The sequence below is a fragment of the Hydrocarboniphaga sp. genome, assembly GCF_028291725.1.
Classification (GTDB): Bacteria; Pseudomonadota; Gammaproteobacteria; order Nevskiales; family Nevskiaceae; genus Hydrocarboniphaga.
Window position 1 is genome coordinate 1 of record NZ_JAQGNT010000089.1, and the last position, 20,032, is coordinate 20,032.

At 65.0% G+C, this 20,032-nt stretch carries 22 protein-coding genes; 12 read left to right on the top strand and 10 right to left on the bottom strand.

Translation table 11 applies throughout. The features are described from left to right. Window positions 1–208 precede the first annotated feature (208 nt). A complete protein-coding gene (locus JWQ90_RS23090; protein WP_299697354.1) occupies window positions 209–709 on the top strand; it encodes a rhodanese-like domain-containing protein in 501 nt (166 codons plus the stop codon). Between the two features lie 85 nt (window positions 710–794). Beyond that, window positions 795–1,820, top strand: a complete 1,026-nt coding sequence (locus JWQ90_RS23095; protein ID WP_299697355.1) for a sulfate ABC transporter substrate-binding protein — start codon at window positions 795–797, stop codon at window positions 1,818–1,820. Window positions 1,821–1,948: 128 nt separating this feature from the next. Here the strand turns inward: JWQ90_RS23095 and JWQ90_RS23100 are convergent, their stop codons facing one another. Genes JWQ90_RS23100 through JWQ90_RS23110 form a run of 3 tightly spaced genes read right to left on the bottom strand, consistent with a single transcriptional unit; the run spans window position 1,949 to window position 6,485 of the window. After that, a complete protein-coding gene (locus tag JWQ90_RS23100) occupies window positions 1,949–4,492 on the bottom strand; it encodes a M16 family metallopeptidase (RefSeq protein ID WP_299697356.1) in 2,544 nt (847 codons plus the stop codon). Continuing rightward, window positions 4,492–5,133 carry a response regulator transcription factor gene (locus tag JWQ90_RS23105; protein WP_299697357.1) on the bottom strand — a complete coding sequence of 214 codons (642 nt, stop codon included), beginning with the start codon at window positions 5,131–5,133 and terminating at the stop codon, window positions 4,492–4,494. The genes JWQ90_RS23100 and JWQ90_RS23105 overlap by 1 nt, the downstream gene beginning before the upstream one ends. Then, complete coding sequence (locus JWQ90_RS23110; protein ID WP_299697358.1) at window positions 5,130–6,485, bottom strand: sensor histidine kinase; 1,356 nt, start codon at window positions 6,483–6,485, stop codon at window positions 5,130–5,132. The genes JWQ90_RS23105 and JWQ90_RS23110 overlap by 4 nt, the downstream gene beginning before the upstream one ends. 264 nt (window positions 6,486–6,749) lie before the next feature. Between JWQ90_RS23110 and pqqA the strand changes: the two genes are divergently transcribed. From pqqA to pqqE, 5 genes are all read left to right on the top strand, one after another. Then, a complete protein-coding gene (gene pqqA, locus JWQ90_RS23115; RefSeq protein ID WP_299697391.1) occupies window positions 6,750–6,824 on the top strand; it encodes a pyrroloquinoline quinone precursor peptide PqqA in 75 nt (24 codons plus the stop codon). A 254-nt stretch (window positions 6,825–7,078) separates the two neighbouring features. Further along, complete coding sequence (gene pqqB / locus JWQ90_RS23120) at window positions 7,079–7,996, top strand: pyrroloquinoline quinone biosynthesis protein PqqB (protein WP_299697359.1); 918 nt, start codon at window positions 7,079–7,081, stop codon at window positions 7,994–7,996. Further along, entirely contained in the window at window positions 7,993–8,703 is a 711-nt protein-coding gene (pqqC, locus tag JWQ90_RS23125) for a pyrroloquinoline-quinone synthase PqqC (RefSeq protein ID WP_299697360.1), read from the top strand. Before pqqB ends, pqqC begins: the two co-directional genes overlap by 4 nt. Next, complete coding sequence (pqqD, locus tag JWQ90_RS23130) at window positions 8,700–8,990, top strand: pyrroloquinoline quinone biosynthesis peptide chaperone PqqD (protein WP_299697361.1); 291 nt, start codon at window positions 8,700–8,702, stop codon at window positions 8,988–8,990. The genes pqqC and pqqD overlap by 4 nt, the downstream gene beginning before the upstream one ends. Next, window positions 8,987–10,123 carry a pyrroloquinoline quinone biosynthesis protein PqqE gene (gene pqqE / locus JWQ90_RS23135; protein WP_299697362.1) on the top strand — a complete coding sequence of 379 codons (1,137 nt, stop codon included), beginning with the start codon at window positions 8,987–8,989 and terminating at the stop codon, window positions 10,121–10,123. The genes pqqD and pqqE overlap by 4 nt, the downstream gene beginning before the upstream one ends. A 15-nt stretch (window positions 10,124–10,138) precedes the next feature. Here the strand turns inward: pqqE and JWQ90_RS23140 are convergent, their stop codons facing one another. From JWQ90_RS23140 to JWQ90_RS23150, 3 genes are all read right to left on the bottom strand, one after another. Continuing rightward, a complete protein-coding gene (locus JWQ90_RS23140; protein ID WP_299697363.1) occupies window positions 10,139–10,507 on the bottom strand; it encodes a glutaredoxin domain-containing protein in 369 nt (122 codons plus the stop codon). A 173-nt stretch (window positions 10,508–10,680) separates the two neighbouring features. Further along, window positions 10,681–11,538 (bottom strand): MnmC family methyltransferase, encoded by an 858-nt coding sequence (locus JWQ90_RS23145; protein ID WP_299697364.1) that lies wholly within the window; start codon window positions 11,536–11,538, stop codon window positions 10,681–10,683. 100 nt (window positions 11,539–11,638) lie between these two features. Continuing rightward, window positions 11,639–11,902, bottom strand: a complete 264-nt coding sequence (locus JWQ90_RS23150) for a hypothetical protein (RefSeq protein ID WP_299697365.1) — start codon at window positions 11,900–11,902, stop codon at window positions 11,639–11,641. A 279-nt stretch (window positions 11,903–12,181) separates the two neighbouring features. On the opposite strand from JWQ90_RS23150, the gene JWQ90_RS23155 reads away from it, so the two are divergent. The 3 genes from JWQ90_RS23155 to JWQ90_RS23165 all read left to right on the top strand — a co-directional run bounded on the left by JWQ90_RS23155 (window position 12,182) and on the right by JWQ90_RS23165 (window position 14,440). Continuing rightward, window positions 12,182–12,415 (top strand): hypothetical protein, encoded by a 234-nt coding sequence (locus JWQ90_RS23155; RefSeq protein WP_299697366.1) that lies wholly within the window; start codon window positions 12,182–12,184, stop codon window positions 12,413–12,415. An 82-nt stretch (window positions 12,416–12,497) separates the two neighbouring features. Continuing rightward, window positions 12,498–13,808 (top strand): hypothetical protein, encoded by a 1,311-nt coding sequence (locus JWQ90_RS23160; protein WP_299697367.1) that lies wholly within the window; start codon window positions 12,498–12,500, stop codon window positions 13,806–13,808. 65 nt (window positions 13,809–13,873) lie between these two features. After that, window positions 13,874–14,440, top strand: a complete 567-nt coding sequence (locus tag JWQ90_RS23165; RefSeq protein WP_299697368.1) for a TIGR00730 family Rossman fold protein — start codon at window positions 13,874–13,876, stop codon at window positions 14,438–14,440. A gap of 47 nt (window positions 14,441–14,487) precedes the next feature. On the opposite strand, the gene JWQ90_RS23170 is transcribed toward JWQ90_RS23165, so the two are convergent. Then, the gene (locus JWQ90_RS23170; protein ID WP_299697369.1) at window positions 14,488–15,240 is read right to left on the bottom strand and encodes a DUF2238 domain-containing protein; all 753 of its coding nucleotides are present in this window, start codon (window positions 15,238–15,240) and stop codon (window positions 14,488–14,490) included. A 167-nt stretch (window positions 15,241–15,407) separates the two neighbouring features. Between JWQ90_RS23170 and JWQ90_RS23175 the strand changes: the two genes are divergently transcribed. Beyond that, window positions 15,408–16,136, top strand: coding sequence for a 2OG-Fe(II) oxygenase (locus JWQ90_RS23175; protein ID WP_299697370.1), 729 nt, complete (start codon window positions 15,408–15,410; stop codon window positions 16,134–16,136). 8 nt (window positions 16,137–16,144) lie between these two features. Here the strand turns inward: JWQ90_RS23175 and JWQ90_RS23180 are convergent, their stop codons facing one another. Beyond that, entirely contained in the window at window positions 16,145–17,317 is a 1,173-nt protein-coding gene (locus JWQ90_RS23180) for a HAMP domain-containing sensor histidine kinase (RefSeq protein ID WP_299697371.1), read from the bottom strand. 199 nt (window positions 17,318–17,516) lie between these two features. Between JWQ90_RS23180 and JWQ90_RS23185 the strand changes: the two genes are divergently transcribed. Next, entirely contained in the window at window positions 17,517–17,939 is a 423-nt protein-coding gene (locus tag JWQ90_RS23185; protein WP_299697372.1) for an SgcJ/EcaC family oxidoreductase, read from the top strand. A 342-nt stretch (window positions 17,940–18,281) separates the two neighbouring features. Here the strand turns inward: JWQ90_RS23185 and JWQ90_RS23190 are convergent, their stop codons facing one another. Together JWQ90_RS23190 and JWQ90_RS23195 are read right to left on the bottom strand one after the other, a co-directional pair. Continuing rightward, entirely contained in the window at window positions 18,282–19,328 is a 1,047-nt protein-coding gene (locus tag JWQ90_RS23190; protein ID WP_299697373.1) for a macro domain-containing protein, read from the bottom strand. Window positions 19,329–19,342: 14 nt separating this feature from the next. Beyond that, window positions 19,343–20,017 (bottom strand): DUF4433 domain-containing protein, encoded by a 675-nt coding sequence (locus JWQ90_RS23195; protein WP_299697374.1) that lies wholly within the window; start codon window positions 20,015–20,017, stop codon window positions 19,343–19,345. Window positions 20,018–20,032: the final 15 nt, after the last annotated feature.

Genomic DNA, 20,032 nt, shown 5'->3' on the forward strand with positions numbered 1-20,032 from the left:
GAGGCGGGACGCGATGCAAGGCGCAAAGCGCAGCGATACCCGTAGGTATCGCGAGCATTTGCAACGCAGCAGCGCGCCCGCATCGGGTGGACAGCACCGTCGATTTCAGTGATTCAGTGGACTAGTGATCACGCGATGCAGCGTCGCCACCGGAACCGAGCAGTGCAACACCCAGTATGAAGTCCATTGAATGGGAGCCATTTTAAAAATGAAGCGTACAAAAACTCTGTTGTCCGTGTCCTTGATAGTTTCGTGCTTGTCGATATCGCTGGCCTATGCTCCGCAGGTTTTCAGCGCCGACAGCGCGGCCCCGTCCGCCGCAGCACCGGTGTGGAAGTACAAAACTCCAAAACTGTCGCGGGCTCAGTTCGATCCCTTGCTGGCCAAGCCGGAGCAGTTGCTGATCATCGACGTGCGCCGGCCTGACGAGCTGACGCGGATCGGCGGTTTTCCGGCTTATCTGAGCATTCAGGCCGACCAGCTGGAGAAGTCGCTGGCCTTTATTCCCAAGGGCAGGACCATCGTCACCGTCTCCAATCACGCCGGTCGCGCGGGTGCCGCCGCGGACCTGTTGGCGAGCAAAGGCTACAAGGTCGCTGGCTCCGTCGGGGTCGAGAACTACGAAGAAGAAGGCGGCACGCTGACCAGGATCGCGGCGGTCGAGCCCAAAGCCGCATCGGCAGCCGTGGCCGCAAGTCGCCAGCGCTAAGCGGCTCGATAGCAGACCAGAGCGGCTCATTTCGGCGCGTTTGCGTGTCGCGTCCTCATCAAGTCTCATTCGGAGAATAACCTTCATGTCTTTCAAATTGGGTTTCGGGCGATCGCGTCTGGCGCGCCTGGGAATCGTCATCGCTGCGCTGGCGCTGCCGCTCGCCAGTTTTGCTGCCAACATCGAGTTGCTGAACGTCTCGTACGATCCGACGCGCGAACTGTACAAGGCGGTCAACACTGCCTTTGCAGCGGAGTGGAAGGCCAAGACCGGCGACATCGTGACGATCAGCCAGTCGCACGGCGGCTCGGGCAAACAGGCCCGCGCGGTCATCGACGGCCTGGAAGCCGATGTGGTCACGCTGGCGCTGGCAGCCGATATCGATGTGATCTCGGAGAAGGCCGGGCTGCTTCCGGCTGGCTGGCAGCAGCGCCTGGCCAACAACAGTGCGCCTTACAAGTCGACGATCGTGTTGTTGGTGCGCAAGGGCAACCCGAAGAAGGTCAAGGACTGGGACGACCTGATCAAGCCCGGCATCAGCGTGATAACGCCCAACCCGAAGACCTCGGGCGGCGCACGCTGGAACTACCTGGCGGCCTATGCGTATGCGCTGAAGAAGAACGGCGGCGACGAGACCAAGGCCAAGGCCTTTCTGGGGGCGCTGTACAAGAACGTGCCGGTACTCGACAGCGGCGCCCGCGGGTCCACGACAACGTTCGTGCAGCGCGGTATCGGCGACGTGCTGATCGCCTGGGAAAACGAGGCCTACCTGTCGCTCGAGGAATTCGGCAACGACAAGTTTGAGATCGTCAATCCCTCGTTGTCGATTCTGGCCGAGCCGCCGGTTTCCATCGTCGACAAGGTCGCCGCCAGGCACGGCACGACCAAGGTCGCCGAGGCTTATCTGGATTTTCTGTACACGCCGGAAGCGCAGGAGATTATCGCCAAGAACTTCTATCGTCCGATCGACGCAAAAGTAGCGGCCCAGTACGCCGGCGAGTTCCCCAAGATCGAGCTGGCCACGATTGCCGACTTCGGCGGCTGGACCAAGGCCCAGGCCAGGCACTTCGCCGACGGCGGCATCTTCGACCAGATCTACGGCGCCAAATAGATCGGGATTCGTCGATTCTTCGAAGGGCCGCGCCTCGATGTCACCGCGCCGGCTGAGCGCACGCGGGCGTTCGGCGCGGCGCAGTCGTTGCAGTCGTAGGCGATGCTGCTGGCGCCGCTGCTGATGCCTCAGCGGCGGTAGAGCGCTTCGGCGTCGGCGGCGATCAGCTCGCCATGCAGCCCGCGTTTCTGCAGGTTCGCGGCATCGCCGGCGATCACGGTCACGGCGCATTCCGCCGGCAGGCAGCGCGCGGCGCAGGCTCGCAGATCGTCGGCGTGCAAGCCGGCGAGGTCTTCAAACCAAACCGACGCGGCCTGATCGAGCAGGCCGAGACGCAGGCGCGATTCCAGAACATCGGCCAGGCTATCGATGCGCTCGACGCTGCCGGCCTGACGCAACACTTCGCTGCGTTGCAGCTGCTCGAGCGCCTGCGGCTCGACGCCGCGCTGGCTCAGCGTGTCGGCGGCGCCCAGGATCTCGGCGCGCGTATCGCTGGCGCGCTCCGGCGGTACCCAGACCTGAATCTGGTAGCGGCGCGCGCGTGCTCCATCGCCGAGTCGGCTGCGCACGCCGTAGGTCCAGCCCAGGTCTTCGCGCAAGCGCAGATTGAGCCGGGACGAGAAGCGGCCAGCGAGCAGTGCGTCGAGCAGGTACAGCGCGGCCTGCTGCCGCCGGTCGCAGGCCGGCAGGTTCCAGGCCACCGTTACCAGGGCCTGAGCGGCTCCCGGTATGTCGACCACACAGCTCGGATTGCGGATCGTCGTGGACTGCGCCGCAGCTGGCGGTGCGAAGTCCAGGGATGAGGGTGCGGCGCTGCCATGCAGCGGCGGATCGCCGACCAGCAGGCAGACGGCGGTGGATGCGCGGTATTGGCGCCGATGAAAGTCGGCAAGGTCGTCGAGCGTGAGGGCGGCGACGCTGGAGCGCAGCCCGGCTGCAATCCAGGCCTGAGCCGGGCCGAGCAGCAGAACCGGCAGCACGCGCGCGGTGGCGCTCTCGGCGCGGCCGATGTCGCGGTTGATCGCCGCCAGCTGCCGATCGCGGGCGCGCAGGAAGGCATCGGGGCTCGCGGCGGATTGCTGCAAAGCGCTGCCGAGCAGCTCGAGCGCGGCCAGGCTGTGCTGCTGCGTCGCCGACCAGGCGAAGCGCAGGCAGTCCGGCTGCGCTTCCGCGATCAGGTTGATGCCGAGCGCAGTCATCGCGTCGCTCAGTGCCCGCTCCGGCGCCGCCTGCAGCAACGCGGCGGAAAGCTGGGCGAGCCCCATTTTTTCCGGCGTTTCGAGCGTGCCGCCGCCGGGGAAAATCAGGCGCACTGCCAGCAAGGCCGCGCCGCGCCGCCGCGCGATCAGCAGCGGCAGCCCGTTGTTCAGGCGATGGTGCTCGAGCGGCGGCAGTTCGGGCTGCTGCGTCGGCGTGTTGATCGCAGGTGGTGTCCGGGCCGGTAGTGCCGGCGTGCCGGTGCGCGTCTCGGGTTCGAGTTGCAGTCCGTGAGCTCGAACGACCAGCCAGCGCCGGGTAAGGGTCTGCAGATCGTCGGGCTCGATCGATTCTGCCGCTGCATCGGCTCCGAAGCACTCCTGCTCGATCAGCTGCTCGGCGATGCCCTGGCGGCTGTCCGAGCGCTGCGCCAGATTCTGCTCCAGGCTCAGCTGTCCGCTTTGAATTTCGGTTTTGCTGAAACCTGCGTCCAGCAGGCGGCGCCATTCGCCGTCGAGCTGTGCGATCGATGCACGCAAGCCGGCGACGTCTGCACAGCCGAAGCTCAGCTCCAGTTGCGAGCCCAGGCGTCCATAGCGGTAATGCACTTCGGGCTTGGCGGCCGCGAGCGCCGAGCTGCTCGCGTTCAATCGCGTCTCGATCAATCGGGTCAGAAGCCAATGCTGTTGCTCGACGAGCCGTGATGCTGGCGCTGGCAGGTTCCAGACGCGATGCAGCGCGAAAGCCGGCACGGGCGCAGCGACCACTCGCCGCTGCGCAGCGGCCGCGATCGGTGGCGCAGCCGGCCGCGGCTGGCGCGCGCCCGCCGGCAGCGCGCCGAAGTAGCGTTCGCACAGCTGCCGCGCCTGCTGCGCGTCGATGTCGCCCGCCAGCGCCAGCAGTGCATTGCCGGGATGGTAGTAGCGGCGGCCGAATTCGCGTGCCTCGTCGAGCGTGATGCGGTTCAGGCCGGCTTCGCTGCCGATGATGCCGTGACGATACGGATGCGCGATCGGATACGTCATCGCCGCGAGCAGCTCCTGCGCGCGGCCGTCGGATCGTTCGCGGTGCTGGCGCAGTTCGTTCAGCACCACTTTGCGCTGCAGTTCCAGCGTTTGCGCGCTGTCGCTGGTGAACAGCTGCGCCATGCGCTCGGATTCGGCGAACAGCGCAAACTCCAGCGCCTCGCGATGCACGGTCTGGAAATAGTGCGTGCTGTCGAGCGCGGTGCGGCCGTTCAGATCGTGTGCGCCGGCCGCGGACAGCTGCGTCAGATGCGCACCCGGCAGATTCGCGCTGCCGCCGTACATCAGGTGTTCGTACAGATGCGCCATGCCGTGGACGCCATCCGCTTCGTCGGCGGCGCCGACGAGGTAGGCGACATGGACCGCGACCAGCGGCGCGCTGTGGTCCTGGTGCAGCAGCACGCGCAGGCCATTGGCCAGCTCGAAGCGCGTGCACGGCGCGGCGGCCATCAGACGTCCAGCAGGCCGTTGCGGACCGCGATCAGGGTCAGCTCGGCCTGGTTGCCGACGCCGAGTTTCTGCTTGATGTTGTACAGGTGCGTGCCGATGGTATTGGCCGACAGATGCAGGGTCTCGGCGATCTGCGCGACCGACTGCCCATGCGCGAGCTGCAGGAACACCGCGAATTCACGCTCCGACAGCTGCTCCACCGGGCTCGCGCCGCCATGCAGGTCCTGCACGGCGAGCTTGCGCGCCAGGTCGGCGCCCAGATAAATGCGGCCGGCGGCGACGCTGCGCACCGCGTCGATCAGCTCTTCGGGCGCACCGCGCTTGGACACGTAGCCCAGCGCGCCGGCCTTCAGCGCGCGCCGCGGATGCGCGGTGTCCTCGTGCGCGGACAGCGCCAGTACGCGGCCCTCGGGATAGCGCGAGGTGAGCCGGCGCAGCGCCTCGATGCCGCCCATGCCGGGCATCGACAGGTCCATCACGACGACGTCGGGCAGCAGCTCGGCATACAGCTGGTAGCCGCTCTCGCCGCTGTCGGCCTCGCCGACGATCTCGATGTCGCTGGTGCTCGACAGCAGCATGCGGAAGCCCATGCGCACCATCGCATGGTCGTCGACCAGGATCACGCGCAGGCGCGGCTTCATCGCAGAGGCTCCAGCGGCAGCCGCGCGCGCAGGACCGTGCCGCCGGGCTTGCCGGCCTCGATCAGCAGTTCGCCGCCCAGGGTTTGCACGCGCTCGATCATGCCGCGAATGCCGAAGCCGCGATCACGCCGCTGCTGCCAGTCGCCAGGGATGCCGACGCCGTCGTCGAGTACCTGCAGATTCAGGCTCACGTCGTCGGCCTGCAGGCTCAGCGCGATGTGCCGGGCCTGCGCGTGGCGCAGCGCGTTGGTGCAGGCCTCCTGCAGCACGCGGAAAGCAGCCAGCGTCACGCCGGGATGGATCACCTCGGGCAGCGGCCCGGCCTGCAGCGTGAACGCGATCTGCGGCTGCTGCGCGCGCCACTCGTCGACCTGATTCTGCAGCGCGTCGGCGAGGCCCAGATTGTCCAGCGCCAGCGGCCGCAGCCGCGGGATCAGCTCATGTACTTCCGCATGCAGCTGGCTCGCGGCGTCGGCGATCGCCTTGGCGATCAGCGCGCCCTGCTCGTCGCCGGCGCGGCGCACCAGACTCATGGCCAGGCTGCGGATCGCGGTGACGCTCTGGCTGGTCTGGTCGTGCAGCTCGCGCGCGATCTGGCGGCGCTCGTCCTCCATGCGCTGCTCGACCTGCTGCGCGATCTCGCGACTCTGCCGCAGATGGCTTTGCGCCTCGGCGGCGTCGCGCCGCGCGTACAGATTGTCTTCGATCGAATGCGCCATGCGGTTGAAGGCCTGGCCGATCGCGGCGGATTCGGCGCTGGGCAGCGGTGGCAGGCGCGTGTGGTAGGCGCCGCGCTCCATGCTCTGCAGGCCGAGCAGGATCTGGCGCAGCGGCCGGGTCGCGCGGCCGACCAGCCACAGCACCGAGGGTTGCACCAGCACCAGGCTGGCGAGGCCGATCAGCAGCAGGCGCACGGTGTCGTCCCAGCCGTCGAGGATCGCCCGCGAGGCATTGGACTCGATCAGCAGGCTGCCGCCGCCGATCGCGAAGCGCTCCTGCATGCGGCGCGGCCCGACCAGCTGCGCGAACCACTGTGGCGCGTCACGGCCGGCCTTGTAGGTCGACGACGGCGAGTGATACAGCACCCGGCCGTCATTGGCGCTGAAGCTCAGCTCGGTGGAGCGCAGCCGCCCGAGCTGCTCGAGGAAGGCCTGCATGCGGCGCTCGTCGGTGGTCGGGATCGGCGCGGTGGCGATGAAGGCGCTGAACAGCCGGCTGGCGACGGTGTTGCTGGCGGCGACTTCTTCCTTGACGCTGCGACGGGTGCTGATGACCTGGGTAATCAGCATCGCCGTGATGAAGGCGAGCATCAGCGCCGCGATCATCAGGTTGATCCGTAGCCGCAGGCTCATGCCCGCGCCGCCGTCTCGGATGCGCGGGTCTGGGCTCGCTGGGCTGGGCGGTGGCAGTCGGTCATGGCTGCGCATGCTAAGCCCAAGCGCGGCGGCCGGGGGAGGGGGCCGTCGCGGCCCGCGGCAAACTACAGAAAATCGTGAGCGACAACTCATGGGGATCGCGACGCGCCGGCACGGCCCTGCCCCGCAGACTCGGTTGGCGGTCGCTGCTCAAGGCGCCGCTTCCGTCCCTTGAAAAACCTGGAGGCAAGACTGATGAAGATGAAATGGGAAACCCCCGCCGCTCGCGACCTGCGGTTCGGTTTCGAAATCACGATGTACATTGCCAACCGTTGAGCGGCAAGCGTTGAGCGATGTGAACGGCCGCCGGCGCTTTGTCGCCGGCCGTTTTTGGTTGTAGAGCTGAACCCCCAAAGAAGGGTCTGCGCAGGCCTTGAAGTCTCAATCGCGGTCAAGGACCGCTCCTACAGTTGCGTATCACCGGTGCGTGAGGCCTGTAGCAGCGGTCCTTGACCGCGATTGCGGATCTGCGCAGCGTTTCCCTAAAACAATAGCCGGCCATGACGGCCGCAGATCGGAGGCAGAGGCGTATGCGCGTCCACGTGCTGGGCTCGGCCGCCGGTGGTGGCTTTCCTCAATGGAACTGCAACTGCCGCAATTGCGACGGCCTGCGCCGTGGCACGCTCAAGGCGCGCCGGCGCACGCAGTCGTCGATCGCGCTCAGCGACGACGGCGCGCGCTGGCTGCTGTGCAATGCCTCGCCCGACATCCTGCAGCAGCTGCAGGATTTCCCGGCGCTGCAGCCGGCACGGGCGCTGCGCGATACCGCGATCGCGGCGCTGCTGCTGATCGACGCGCAGATCGACCACAGCACCGGCCTGTACATGCTGCGCGAGCATCGCCAGCCTCTAGCGCTGTGGTGCACGACGCCGGTCTTTGAGGATCTGACGCGCGGCAATCCGATCCTGGATCTGCTCAAGCATTACTGCGGCATCGACCGGCATGAGATCCCGCTGGACGCACGGCCTTTCGATATCGCGCCGATGCCGGGCCTGCAGTTCACCGCGATCCCGCTGCGCAGCAACGCGCCGCCGTATTCGCCGCATCGCGACCGGCCGGTGCCTGGCGACAACATCGGCCTGCTGGTGCAGAGCCGCGACAGCGGCCGCCGGCTGTTCTACGCACCGGGCCTGGGCGAGATCGAGCCGCCGGTCTGGGAGGCGATGCGCAGCGCCGACGTGGTGCTGATCGACGGCACCTGCTGGCGTGACGACGAGCTGGTGGCGCTCGGCGCGTCGAAGAAAACCGCGCGCGACATGGGCCACCTGCCGCAGACCGGCGCGGGCGGCATGGTCGAGTGGCTGGCCGAGCTGCCTTCGAGAACGCGGCGCATCCTGATCCACATCAACAACACCAATCCCATCCTCGACGAAGACAGTGCCGAGTTCGCGCAGCTGCGCGCGGCCGGTGTCGAAGTCGCCTGGGACGGCATGGACATCGAGCTATGAACAGCAGCGTCGCGATAGCGATGGACACCGCGGCGGATCTGGAAGCGCAGCTGCGCTCGCAGGGCAGCGCTTACCACATCCACCATCCATTCAACCGCATGCTCAACGAGGGCCGCGCAACGCCGGCGCAGATCCGCGGCTGGGTCGCGAACCGCTACTACTACCAGATCTCGATCCCGATCAAGGACGCCGCGATTCTCGCCAACTGCCCGGACCGGCAGATGCGCCGCGAATGGATCCAGCGCATCCTCGATCACGATGGCTACGGCGACGACGAAGGTGGCATCGAGGCCTGGACGCGTCTGGCGCTGGCAGTCGGCCTGCGCCGCGACGAGCTTGAAGACCTGCGCCATGTGCTGCCGGCGGTGCGCTTCGCCGTCGACGCTTACGTGAACTTCGCGCGGCGCGCGCCCTGGCAGGAGGCGATGTGCTCCTCGCTGACCGAGCTGTTCGCGCCCAACATTCACAAGGAGCGGCTCGCCAACTGGCCGCAGCATTATCCGTGGATCGATCTCGACGGGTTGCAGTATTTCCGCAAGCGGCTCAGCGAGGCACGGCGCGATGTCGACCACGGGCTGCGCGTGACGCTGGAGTATTTTCAAGGTCCACAGGCGCGGCAGCGCGCATTGGAAATCCTGAAGTTCAAGCTCGACATCCTGTGGGCGATGAACGATGCGCTGGCGCAGGCCTACGGTGTGCAATCGTGAGCGCGGCGATCGACGCCGCATTGCTGCTCGACGCGCGGCCGCGCATCGCCCGCGGCCTGCGGCTGCAGTGGGAGCCGGCGCAGGACGCGCACGTGCTGCTGTATCCCGAGGGCATGGTCCAGCTCAATGCCAGCGCCGGAGAAATCCTGAAGCGCTGCGACGGCGAGCGCGACGTGACGGCGATCGTCGCCGAGCTCGAGCAGGCCTTCGAGGTCGAGGATCTGCAGCAGGACGTGCTCGCGTTTCTGCAGCTGGCGACCGCGCAGCGCTGGATAGAAGGCCTGTGAGCGCGCCTGTGAGCGCGCCGCAAAAACCGGGTCCGCCGTTCTGGCTGCTGGCCGAGCTGACCTACCGCTGCCCGCTGCACTGCGCGTTCTGCTACAACCCGGTGGATTTCGCGCGGTACGAGGACGAGCTGTCCACCGAAGACTGGCTGCGCGTGCTGCGCGAAGGCCGCGAACTCGGCGCCGTGCAATGCGGCTTCTCCGGCGGCGAGCCGCTGATGCGCCAGGATCTGGAAGTGCTGGTCGCCGAGGCGCGTCGTCTCGGCTACTACAGCAATCTGATCACCTCGGGCATCGGCCTGGACGAGTCGCGCATCAAGCGCCTGAAGGCGGCCGGGCTCGATCATATCCAGCTGTCGTTCCAGGACTCGACGCGCGAGGTCAACGACTTCCTGTCGTCGACCCGCACCTTCGATCTGAAGCGCCGCGCGGCGCAGCTGATCAAGGGGCAGGGCTATCCGATGGTGATGAACTGCGTGATCCACCGGCTCAACATCGACCACGTCGAGCGCATCATCGAACTCGCGGTCGAGCTGGATGCGGATTACCTGGAGCTGGCCAACGTGCAGTTCTACGCCTGGGCGCAAATCAACCGCGCGCAGTTGCTGCCGACCCGCGAGCAATTGCGTCAGGCCGAGGCGGTGACGCAGCAGTGGCGCGAAAAACTCGGCAACAAAATGAGACTGCTGTTCGTGGTGCCGGACTACTACGAGACGCGGCCGAAAAAATGCATGAACGGCTGGGGCAACGTGTTCATGACCATCACTGCCGACGGCCTCGCGCTGCCCTGCCATACCGCGCGCATGCTGCCCGGCCTGGCCTTCCCCAGCGTGCGCGAGCACGGCCTGCGCGAGATCTGGTACGAGTCGGAAGGCTTCAACCGCTACCGCGGCGACAGCTGGATGAAGGATCCCTGCCGCAGCTGCCCGGAGAAGGAAAACGATCACGGCGGCTGCCGCTGCCAGGCCTACATGCTGGCGCAGGACCCCGCCGCGGCCGACCCGGTCTGCGACAAGTCACCCGAACATCATCGCGTGCTCGAGGCGATCGCCGCGGCCGGCAAGCCGGGCATGATCGAGAAGCCGCTGGTGTTCCGCGGCCCCAAGGAGTCGCGGCGGCTCGATCGCGCATTCTGAGCGCGGCGTGCGGCCTCAGTTTTTCAGCAGACTCGCGACGCCGCCGCTGGCCAGCAGCTTGGCCAGATCATCGGCGCCGCCGATCAGGCTGCCCTTGATGAAGACCATCGGGAAGGTCGGCCAGCCGGTCCACAGCTTCAGCGCATTGCGCCGCCGCCAGTTGTTGAAGTAGCTGCCGTATTCCAGGTAGTGGAACGGCAGGCCGGAGGCCTGCAGCAGCTTCCTGGCTTGCTTGGGCGCGGGGTTCTGCTTCATGCCGACGACGACGATGTCGTGCTGCGCGACCGCACGCTCCACCTCGTCGACGATATCGCGCTGGTGCTGCGAAATCAGGTCGCGGATCGCCGGGTGAATGCGCGCTTCTTCGAGGATGTGACGGGGCATGGTGCAACCGGGCTGGAAATGGGCGCGCAGTATTGCGCCGATGACGGGGTCACGGCCACCGTGACCGGGGTGCACTCGAACACGCCCGCGCCAATGCCGTAGGTCGGCAATCCTTTGCCGACGTGAGCCTTACCTTGCGCATTGAGGCCTCACGTCGGCAAAGGATTGCCGACCTACTTCCGCGCTGCCCGGATCGCCAGCACGCCGTCGCCGTTGAACTCGGTCGTGAACCCGGCGCGTTGCAGGCGCGTGGCGACTTCCTGCGGCACGTCGCGCCGGCTGGTCAGCTTGTTCGGCGCGCCGGTGTAGTGGAACAGCCGGCCGCGCGGCTTGATGACGCGTGCCAGCTGGCCGTAGAACGCCTGCGAGTACAACTCGCCGGCGATGCCGAAACGCGGCGGGTCGTGCAGGATCGCGTCCACCGACTCGCCCGGCAGTGCCGTGATCTGTTCGGCGATGTCGCCGTGGCTCAGCGCCAGTGCGCTCGCGCCCTGCTGCGCGCCGGTGTGATCAGGCGACCAGGGATTGAGGCTGCGCAGCCAGATCACATCCGGGTTTTTTTCGTAAGAGTTCACCTGCACGGCCTGGCCGCGCAGACACCAGGCGGCGAAGTAGCCGAGTCCGCCGCAAGTGTCGAGGATGCGCTTGCCGCGCGGCTGGATCAGGCCGACCTTGCGTTCGGCGTCCGCATAAGGCGACACCTGCGCCGTCGGCAGCATCTTGATGCCGTCGATCTCGAAAGTCGGCGGCCCCCAGGATGTCGGCACCAGCTTGATCAGCGAAGTGGTGAACCGCGCCACCGGCTCAAAACGCTCGCCGGCCCAGTAGTAGACGGTTCGGTCCTTGCACGCGTCCAGGAACGGAAAGCGCTGGCCGTTCCAGGCCCAGCCCGAAGTGCCGACTTCGACCGTGGTAGCGGAACGCTCCAGGTCGAGTGAGCATTCGACAACGGCAACACCGGCTGTGCGCGCCGCGTGCAAGGCATCGTGTACCGCCGAGGTCAGCAGAGGTCCTGTGTTGTTCCCGCTCACGGTACTTCGGATATCCTGCAGGCTGAGAGGCGGCCTACAGGATATCCGGCATAGCGGGTCATGGTGACCACGACCCGCGCGTGATAAGACGCGGCCTGCGTTACTTCTGGACCGGCAGCGGCTTGGGCTTGGCCGGCAGCGGCGGCACTGTCACCGTGGGCGATACTGTAGGCGACACCGTGGTGGTGGGCGCGTTGGTGGGTGAGACGGTTGTCGTAGGCGCCGTGGTCGGCGCGATCGGAACCGCCGGCGCTACCGAGGTTGCCGGTGCGACCGGTGCTGTGACCTGGGCATTGGCGGCGCCGCTGATCGAAGCCAGCGCGACGGCGGTCGCGAATATCAACTTGCGTGATTGCATAAGCATGTCGTTTCTCCACTGAGAATGGTGATTCTCTGTCGATCGGCAGCAGTCGGTTGACTGTCCGTGACGCCCTTTACAGCAGGAATTTTCTGCTGTCGTCCGCTACTGCGCGGCTGATCTGTATGCCGGGTCAGGTGCGGGCTTGGGCTGACTCCCCACCCTAGCGATACCGATATGCGGCGTCGGTGCGGTGTCGCGCTTTACGATGGTTCGCTAGCGGTCACTTGCAGTGGCTGCGGCCGCCATGGTTTGCTGTTCAACAGAACCAGCACGGAGATTCTGGTGGCAAAAAAACTGAGCCCGACGCAAGCCGTTGTCATGAACTGGCTGAACAAGGGCTGGAAGGCCTACGTTGCCGGCGGCACGCGCGTGGAGGTCAACGGAAACCCGGTGTGTACGACGGCCACCATGGCGACGTTGGAGAAGCTGGGCCTGGTGGAGAAGCTCGGCGTCGCTGCCTGGGAAGCCACCGAGGCTGGCAAGCAGTGGAGCGCGCCGAGACAGCCGGAGAGCTGAACAATCCCCATTCGTCCGACCAGACGCCGCGTTCGGTTGCAGCGGCGCGCGGCCCGGATCGGCAGGCTTTAGCCTCGACGCCATGCAAGGCCAAGGCACACCTCACGACCCGGGTTCGTCTTCGCTGCCGATCAGAATCGCGCAACTCGTGCTGGCGGTTTTGCTTCTGCATGCTGCCGACGCCGCGGCGGCCGAGCGCTGGTGGTGCAAGCAACAGCTGCCGGGCGGCGACTGCATCGGCCCCACGACGCTGACCGACGGCAGGGAAAGGACCGTCGGCAATCGCGGCCTGCCGCCCGGCAAGGATCAGGTTGTCTGGCTGGGCCCGGTGACCTACTACGACCGGCTCGGTGTGCGCAGTGTCTGCACCTATGCACCCAGTGGCCGCTGCGAAGGCGAGTTGACCACTTACTTCCCGTACGGCAAGCGCCGGGTCGAGTCGCTGCGCGTCGTCGACGGGGCCGAGGAATATCTCGGTGTGACCAGCACTTTCTACCCGGACGGCAAGCGCCTGGATTGCCGGGTCAACAAGGCCGGCGACTGCGACGGTGAGTCCGTCGTGCAGCTGGCGTCCAAGGAAATCCTGCATGGGACACAGCGCGCGTTCGGCTACGACTCGAAATGGATCGGAACTGGCCGATGGATCTTTCCCGGTGGCCAGATCAAGGATTGCCTGGTCGGTGACGAAGGCGAGTGCAAGCCGGGGCCGCTGACGCTGTGGGACCGCGACGGCAAAACGCTCGGGACGCTGGGCGCCGACGGCCTGCTGACCGGTGCCATCACGCTCTATGATCGTCGCGGCTACAAGAAGTACTGCGCGCTCGCCACGGCCGGCAGCTGCAAGACCCGCGACCTGGTCGTGACCCGCGCGCCGCCGGGTGCGGCGGAACGCCCCTTGCCAAAGAAGGCATCGATGATCCGGCCCGCTGAAATCCGTGCGGCGCTGACTCGGCTGACCTATGTCGTATTCAGCCCCGAGCCGGACCGAGCCGAGATCCGCTACCGGTTCCTGGCCTGCGGCGACGATATCCGCATCGCCTACACGGTGGTTCATGCGGTTCGATCGAAGGTTCCGTTCAAGGGCCAGGTCTGGAACGGCGCGCAGCTGGTGGGCACGTTCGACGATCGCGCCGCCGGCCCGATCCCGACGAGCCAGCTGATCTGCGCGAGCCCGCAGACCCGAACGCTCGCCTCGCTGCGGAATCATCAGATGCAGTTGCGGCAGCACACGTTCGTCGACGGCAGCGAACTCTGGTCGCTGCCGGACATGATCCAGCAGTTTCTGGACCGGCTGACGGTGCGGACCCTCCCGGTCGTGGAGCCGGTACTGGCTGCACCAATTCCAATTCCGGTTCCGGTTCCGTTGCCGGCGGCTGCAGCGGCGAGGCGATAGCATGAAGTGCATAGCGAGATTCAACCGGGAGTGGTGCTGAAGTGGATCCGATACGGCGGCTGTGCGTGTTCTGCGGATCGAGCCGCGGCAGCGATCCACTCTATGCAGAGACTGCGCGGGCTTTAGGGCAGGTGCTGGCCGAGGCGGGGATAGCCGTGGTCTATGGCGGCTCCTCTGTCGGCCTGATGGGCGAGCTTGCGGATGCCGCTCTCGCCGCGGGCGGCAAGGTCATCGGCGTGCTGCCCCAAGCGCTGGCCCATAGAGAAATCGGGCATGCCGGTCTTACCGAGCTGCGCATCGTTCAATCGATGCACGAGCGCAAGGCCCTGATGGCCGAACTGGCGGATGGCTTCATCGCAATGCCGGGCGGCATCGGCACTTTTGAAGAGATTTTCGAAGTCTGGACCTGGGCGCAGCTCGGGCATCATGCCAAGCCCTGTTCACTGTTGAATGTCGATGGTTTTTACGACGGCCTGATCTCGTTCCTGGATAGCGTCGTAGACCGGCAGTTCATCAAGCCAGTGAACCGCGACATGTTGTTGATCGCCCGCGATCCGGCAACGCTGCTGGCCAAACTCCGCGCCTACGAGGCGCCGCAAGTCACCCAATGGATTCAGTCGGACCAAAGCTGAAGCTCGTCAACGGTCCTCATTCCCGCCTTCGCCGGAATGAGGTTTCTTCAGGTTCTGTCGGTCGATGTACGCTGCTGCTGCCTCTCGCCGACCATGCGCGCAATCTCGTTCTCGCCGTAGGGACGAGCATCCTTGACGCGCAGGCTGTCACTCCAGTCGCGAGCGAAGTCGCGTTGCAGCCACAGGTTCAGTGCCGCCGTGATCAGCATCGCGATCAAGGCGCCGGTTCCGGCGCAGGCCATGTCTTTCTGCGCGTCCCAGATATCGCCCTGCGTGCCCAGGTAAGCCACGCCGAGGTCCCCGCCAAAGTATTCGGCCGCGCCCCATTCCACGAGTTCGTACAGAGCGGACGTCGACAAGGTGAAATCCAGCGGCAGGAAATAACCCCAGAAGCCGCGCGCATCGGCGACGCGAAGAAAGATTTCGCGCAGCGGATAAGCCAATAGCAGCCCGTAGCTGAAGTGCACGAGCCGGTCGAAGTTATTGCGCTCCCAGCCGAGCATGGCGTTGAAGCTATGACCGGTCAGCGAGTGCCAGGCGGATTCGTATGGCACCTCCGCATAGGTGTAGTGACTGCCGACCGCATGCAGGCACATGAACAGGAAGATCAGCGTGTACGAGATGCGCGAGAAGATGAAATGCCGATGCGAGGCGATCATGCCGACGCCGAACAGCAGCACCAGCACGTTCTCGAGCAGCCAGTCGTGACGATCGTACGGGGCGATGGCGAGCCAGGCCCAGAGCATCACGTAGATCACGATCAAGGCGAAGACGTAGCTGCGATAGTTCGGTACGGCCATGGTGCTCTCCCCCGCGAGTATCGACGCAGCCTAGCAGCCTGCTTGCGAACCTGGGGTGCCCGGTCATGGCATGGCGCCGTGAATTGAAAAGCAAGAGTCGGAGTGTGGCAGGGCCAGGCCATGCCGAGAATGTGCCGACCTTGGCTCTCCACGAATAGTTACGAAAGATGAAAGCATCCGAATCGGTGGGCGATGCATCCGCTCGCTTGCAGAGCTTCGACTGGACCGGGATCGATCGCGAGCTGAGCGAGCGCGGCGCGGCCGTCCTGCCGCAGCTGCTCAGCGCATCCGAGTGCGGATCACTGAAAGATCTGTATGCCCAGCCGGAGCGGTTCCGAAGCACCGTCGTGATGGCGCGGCACGGCTTCGGCAAAGGCGAATACAAGTACTTCCGCTATCCACTACCGTGTGCCATCGCCGATCTGCGCACGGCGCTGTATCCGCGCCTGGCGCCGATCGCGAACCGTTGGAACCAGGCCATGGGGATCGCGCTGCGGTTCCCCGGCGAGCATGCCGCCTTTCTGCAGCGGTGCCACGAAGCCGGCCAGAAACGTTCCACTCCGCTGATCCTTCAATATGGCGCGGGCGACTACAATTGCCTGCATCAGGATCTGTACGGCGAGCATGTATTTCCGCTGCAGGTGGCGATTCTGCTATCGCAGCCGGGCCATGATTTCTCGGGCGGGGAGTTTGTTCTCACCGAACAGCGGCCGCGCATGCAGACGCGTCCCGAAGTCGTGCAGCTGAAACAGGGCGACGCGGTGGTTTTTGCGGCTCACCATCGTCCGCAGCAGGGAGCAAAGGGCACTTATCGGGTCAACATGCGGCACGGCGTCAGCCGCCTGCACAGCGGACATCGGCATACCGTCGGCATCATCTTTCATGACGCCGCGTAGCGCCGCCCTCAGGCGATAACGCCCGGCTTGGCGGGGAGCGTGAAACGAAAGATCGAGCCCGATCCTTCGGTGCTTTCGACCGATACGGTTCCGCCATGAGCTTCGGTAAAGGTTTTCACGATGGCCAGGCCCAGGCCCATGCCGCTGGGGCTCAGCGCATCGGTCTCGCCCTTGTCGAAAACCCGCTCGATCGCGGCCTGCGGAATGCCGATGCCATTGTCGGCAACCGAACATTCGACGACTCCGTCGCTGTCGAGTGCGGCATCAACGATGATGCTGCCGCGCGGCGTATAGCGGATCGCGTTGGCAATCAGGTTCTGCAATATCCGGCGCAGCAGATTGGCATCCGCCCAGACGACCAGGTCTTCCGGAACGCGGTTGATCAACGAGGTGCTGCCGGTTCCCGCGAGCGGGTTCAGATCCTGGATCAGGGCTTCGACGAACGGCCATAAATCGAACCCGCGCCGCTCCAGGCAGAGCCCGTTTTCGGCCTGCAGGTTGCTGTTCTCGTCCAGCACCTTGCTGACCAGGCTTTCCAGCTGCAGCACGCTGCGGCGCAGGGCTTTCAGCATCTGGGCGGTTCTGCCGCTGGTGTCGAGTTCCGGTACGGTTTTCTCCAGGACGCGTCCCACCAGCGCAATGGCGTTGAGCGGGGTGCGAAGATCGTGCGCGACGAAGGCGAGATAGTCTTCCCGCCGACGTCGCACCTCCAGCGCACGCTGGCTTGCGTACGTCTGCAGGGCCAGGCCGATGGCACGATCGAAAACCCGGTTGATGATATGGAACGGCCTGCCTTGCAGCGTGATCCCGTGCTCCACCGCCAGATCATGAACGCAGCCGCGAAGCACGTTATATTCGGCCACGACTTCCTCGATGTCGAAGTCGTCCTGCACCCGCTGCAGCCCATGGGCCATGGGGCTGGAACTGCCCAAGGCTTCCGGAATGCTCTCGTGACTGCCTGCCTTCAGGGCGTCGGCGAGTTCGCCGAGCAGGCCCGGAATATGGTCGTTGAGCGTTGGAACATCGAGATGCCGGGCGGACGGCAGCGCGCGTATCTGAGTACGCCACCGGAGCATGATCTCCTGGGAGGTCTGCATCAGCAGCGCGGCCAGCTGAATGAGGTCGCTGATAGGCTCACCCGAGAGAGTTACCGACGATCGTCGGCAGGTCAGAGGGGCCACGCAGTGACTATGCGGGACGACCGGCCTTGTTTTCGATCATACACGACGACTCTTGTGTATAGGCTCAGCCCGGTGCATCGGCCCGCGAAGGGCCCAGCCTGAGAGCAGGAGAAGCGCCGGTGGTCACTTCCTCTGCAACAAAAATTGGGTTTGGAAATGACAGAGCACTACACTTGCCGGCGGGCAGGTGAGAATCGCAATGAATCAGAGCACGGGACCGGAAGGAATCACCAGGCGATTTCAGCAAGCGTGGAACGCGCACGACATGGAAGCCTTCGGCCGGTTGTTTCATGCCGACGCGACGTTCGTGAGTCGGTTCGCGACCTATTGGCGCGGGGTTGATCAGATCGTTGCCGGCCACGCTGGCATCCACGCTTCGATCTATCGTGATTCGACGCTTGCGATCGACATGCCCGATGTCGATCCGATCTCCGACGACGCCGCGATCCTGCATTTCTGGACGCGGCTCAGTGCTGGTGCCGCTCATCCGGCCGGGCCGCATCAAGTCGACACCTTGATCCTCGCGGTGGTGACGCATAGCGCTGGCGAGTGGCGCATCCAGGCACTGGAGAACGTAACATTGAGCAACCCGATGACCGGTGTCGCGACTCTGCGCCCCTGAGCGCGAAGCGAGCAAGCGCTTCCACCCCCGTGGCGCCTCGATCACGCGAGCTGCATGGATTCGGGGATCGAAATTCAAATTGGGGCAACAGTCGCGGCGCCGTTCGATGTTTCCGAATTTGAGCTTCGTGGTGCCCTCTCCTGATCAGCCAGTGAGGAGGTCACGGCAGCCGTAGAGGGCGCTGGGGGCCTTGTTGCCCAGTTGTTGCCCAAAACGGCCAAAAATGCCTTCAGAACCCCACGCCCATAGCGCCCAAGGGCATTGCTCAAGATGCTGGAAATGAGAGATTTTTAACGCTTCAACGAATGACAGGCGACACGATTCGGGCTGACACATCGAACTTCAGCGCGCCAGAAACCACCCTTCAGCGTCAAGGCGATTCCAAGCGGAAGCTATATGCTCAGGTTTCATAAGGGCCTTTTTGCGGGCGTTCCAGGCATGTATGGACGCGACAGCATCTTGAACTGACCGCGTTCCTGGCTCATGCGTCGCCACCCAGTGCACCGACGCGAGCAACTCCATTCCATACGATGATTGAAATCCGTCTATCAGGCTCGCGACCCTGGCTACATGCTTTGCCAGCTCAGCATGCTCCTGCCGTGCGATGAAGGCCTCAGCCTCCGCAAGCGCGTTTTCCGTCGGCTCAATCTCGGCCTCGACCACCCCATCACCCAGACCACGGATGAAGTGCCCTTCCATAGTGTTGAGTGCGTGACGCAAGGTGTCGGAATACGGGCCGTAGTGATGCTTTACGAAAGGCAACTTCAACGGTTCGCCAGCTTCCTGAAGAAAGTACGCCAGCTTCTGCACTTCGATTTTGGACAGCCCGTAGTTGAGCGCTCGGTACGTGTCGAGCACTTTGACAATAGCTGCCCGACCCGAGGTCATACGGGGGGGCTTTGTCCGAACTTCCATTGTCTTAGGGGGGGGTGCGCCGCCAGGCTCGAACAGGCGAACTTCCACCCCGGTCAGTGGCGCGAACGCGGTTTCGATGAGCGGGCGAACATCGGCCCAGTCAAGCCCGCCGTTTCCGCAACCAAGTGGTGGAATGGCGATTGAGTGTATCCCCAGGCGTTGAACCTGTGCGACCAAGTCAACCAGGCCATCGCGAATGAACTCGATCTTCGACGCCCCACGCCAATGATCCTTGGTTGGGAAGTTGATGATGTAGTTTGGTTTGACCAAGCCGCCGGAGTCATGAACAAACATCCGACCGGGTCGCACTTCCCCCGCCTTGCACGCCGCGACGTACTGGGCGAAGTTGGCCGGCCATTTGTTCTTGAACTGCAGGGCGATACCCTTGCCCATAACGCCAACGCGGTTCACCGTATTGACGATTGCGTCGACGTCGTCCTGCTTCAGCAGATCTCCTTGGGTCAGTTTAATCATGATGTGTCACCACCTCAGAAATACCAGCTAGGCATGACGTCTACCCTCAAAGCTACGCTGGCTTGGGCAAGCATAAGCCGTACCTGAGCCTGGCGAGTTGAATCAATCACACCAAGCCTCGTCATACATGCCAGCGGCGCGCTCGTCTTCACCAGAAACTCGGCCTGGCGGCGCTCCATGCGATCGGCATATCGTGGCTCCGCCGCCCGGCTCTGCCAGTATTGGCAGAAGCCATCGAGCTGCGGCGCTTCGGTCAACAGATCCCATGCGACCGCCGTGTCCAGCTGGGCCAAGTCCGTGAATGGTGTGCTGAAGGCAAGCGTAGCGTTGCGATCGTAGAACACAAACGGGCGGCCCAAGCCGACCACCCGCTGCACCGTCGTTTCAAAATGCACGATGTCCGCTTGCCGCCAAGGGCATCCGGCAACTCGTCCGCCGTTTATCGCGTACAGCATCGGCGACCTCGGCGCGAAGTAGAACGGCACGAAGTCGTGAACCGACCCACCCGGCGGATCCGGCACCGCGCGCGCAGCCCTGGCGCCCTGCGCACCGGCGTGGGCGATGTTCTGGTAGTTGATGCCCGCCACCGCGCCGCTGTTCTTGGACAGCAACGCTCCGGCGACGCAAATTGCCGGCAAATTGGCGATGGCCGTAATGTGGAACAGGCGCGTCGGGCGTGGGGCGGCCATCGCTAAGCGTCCCCA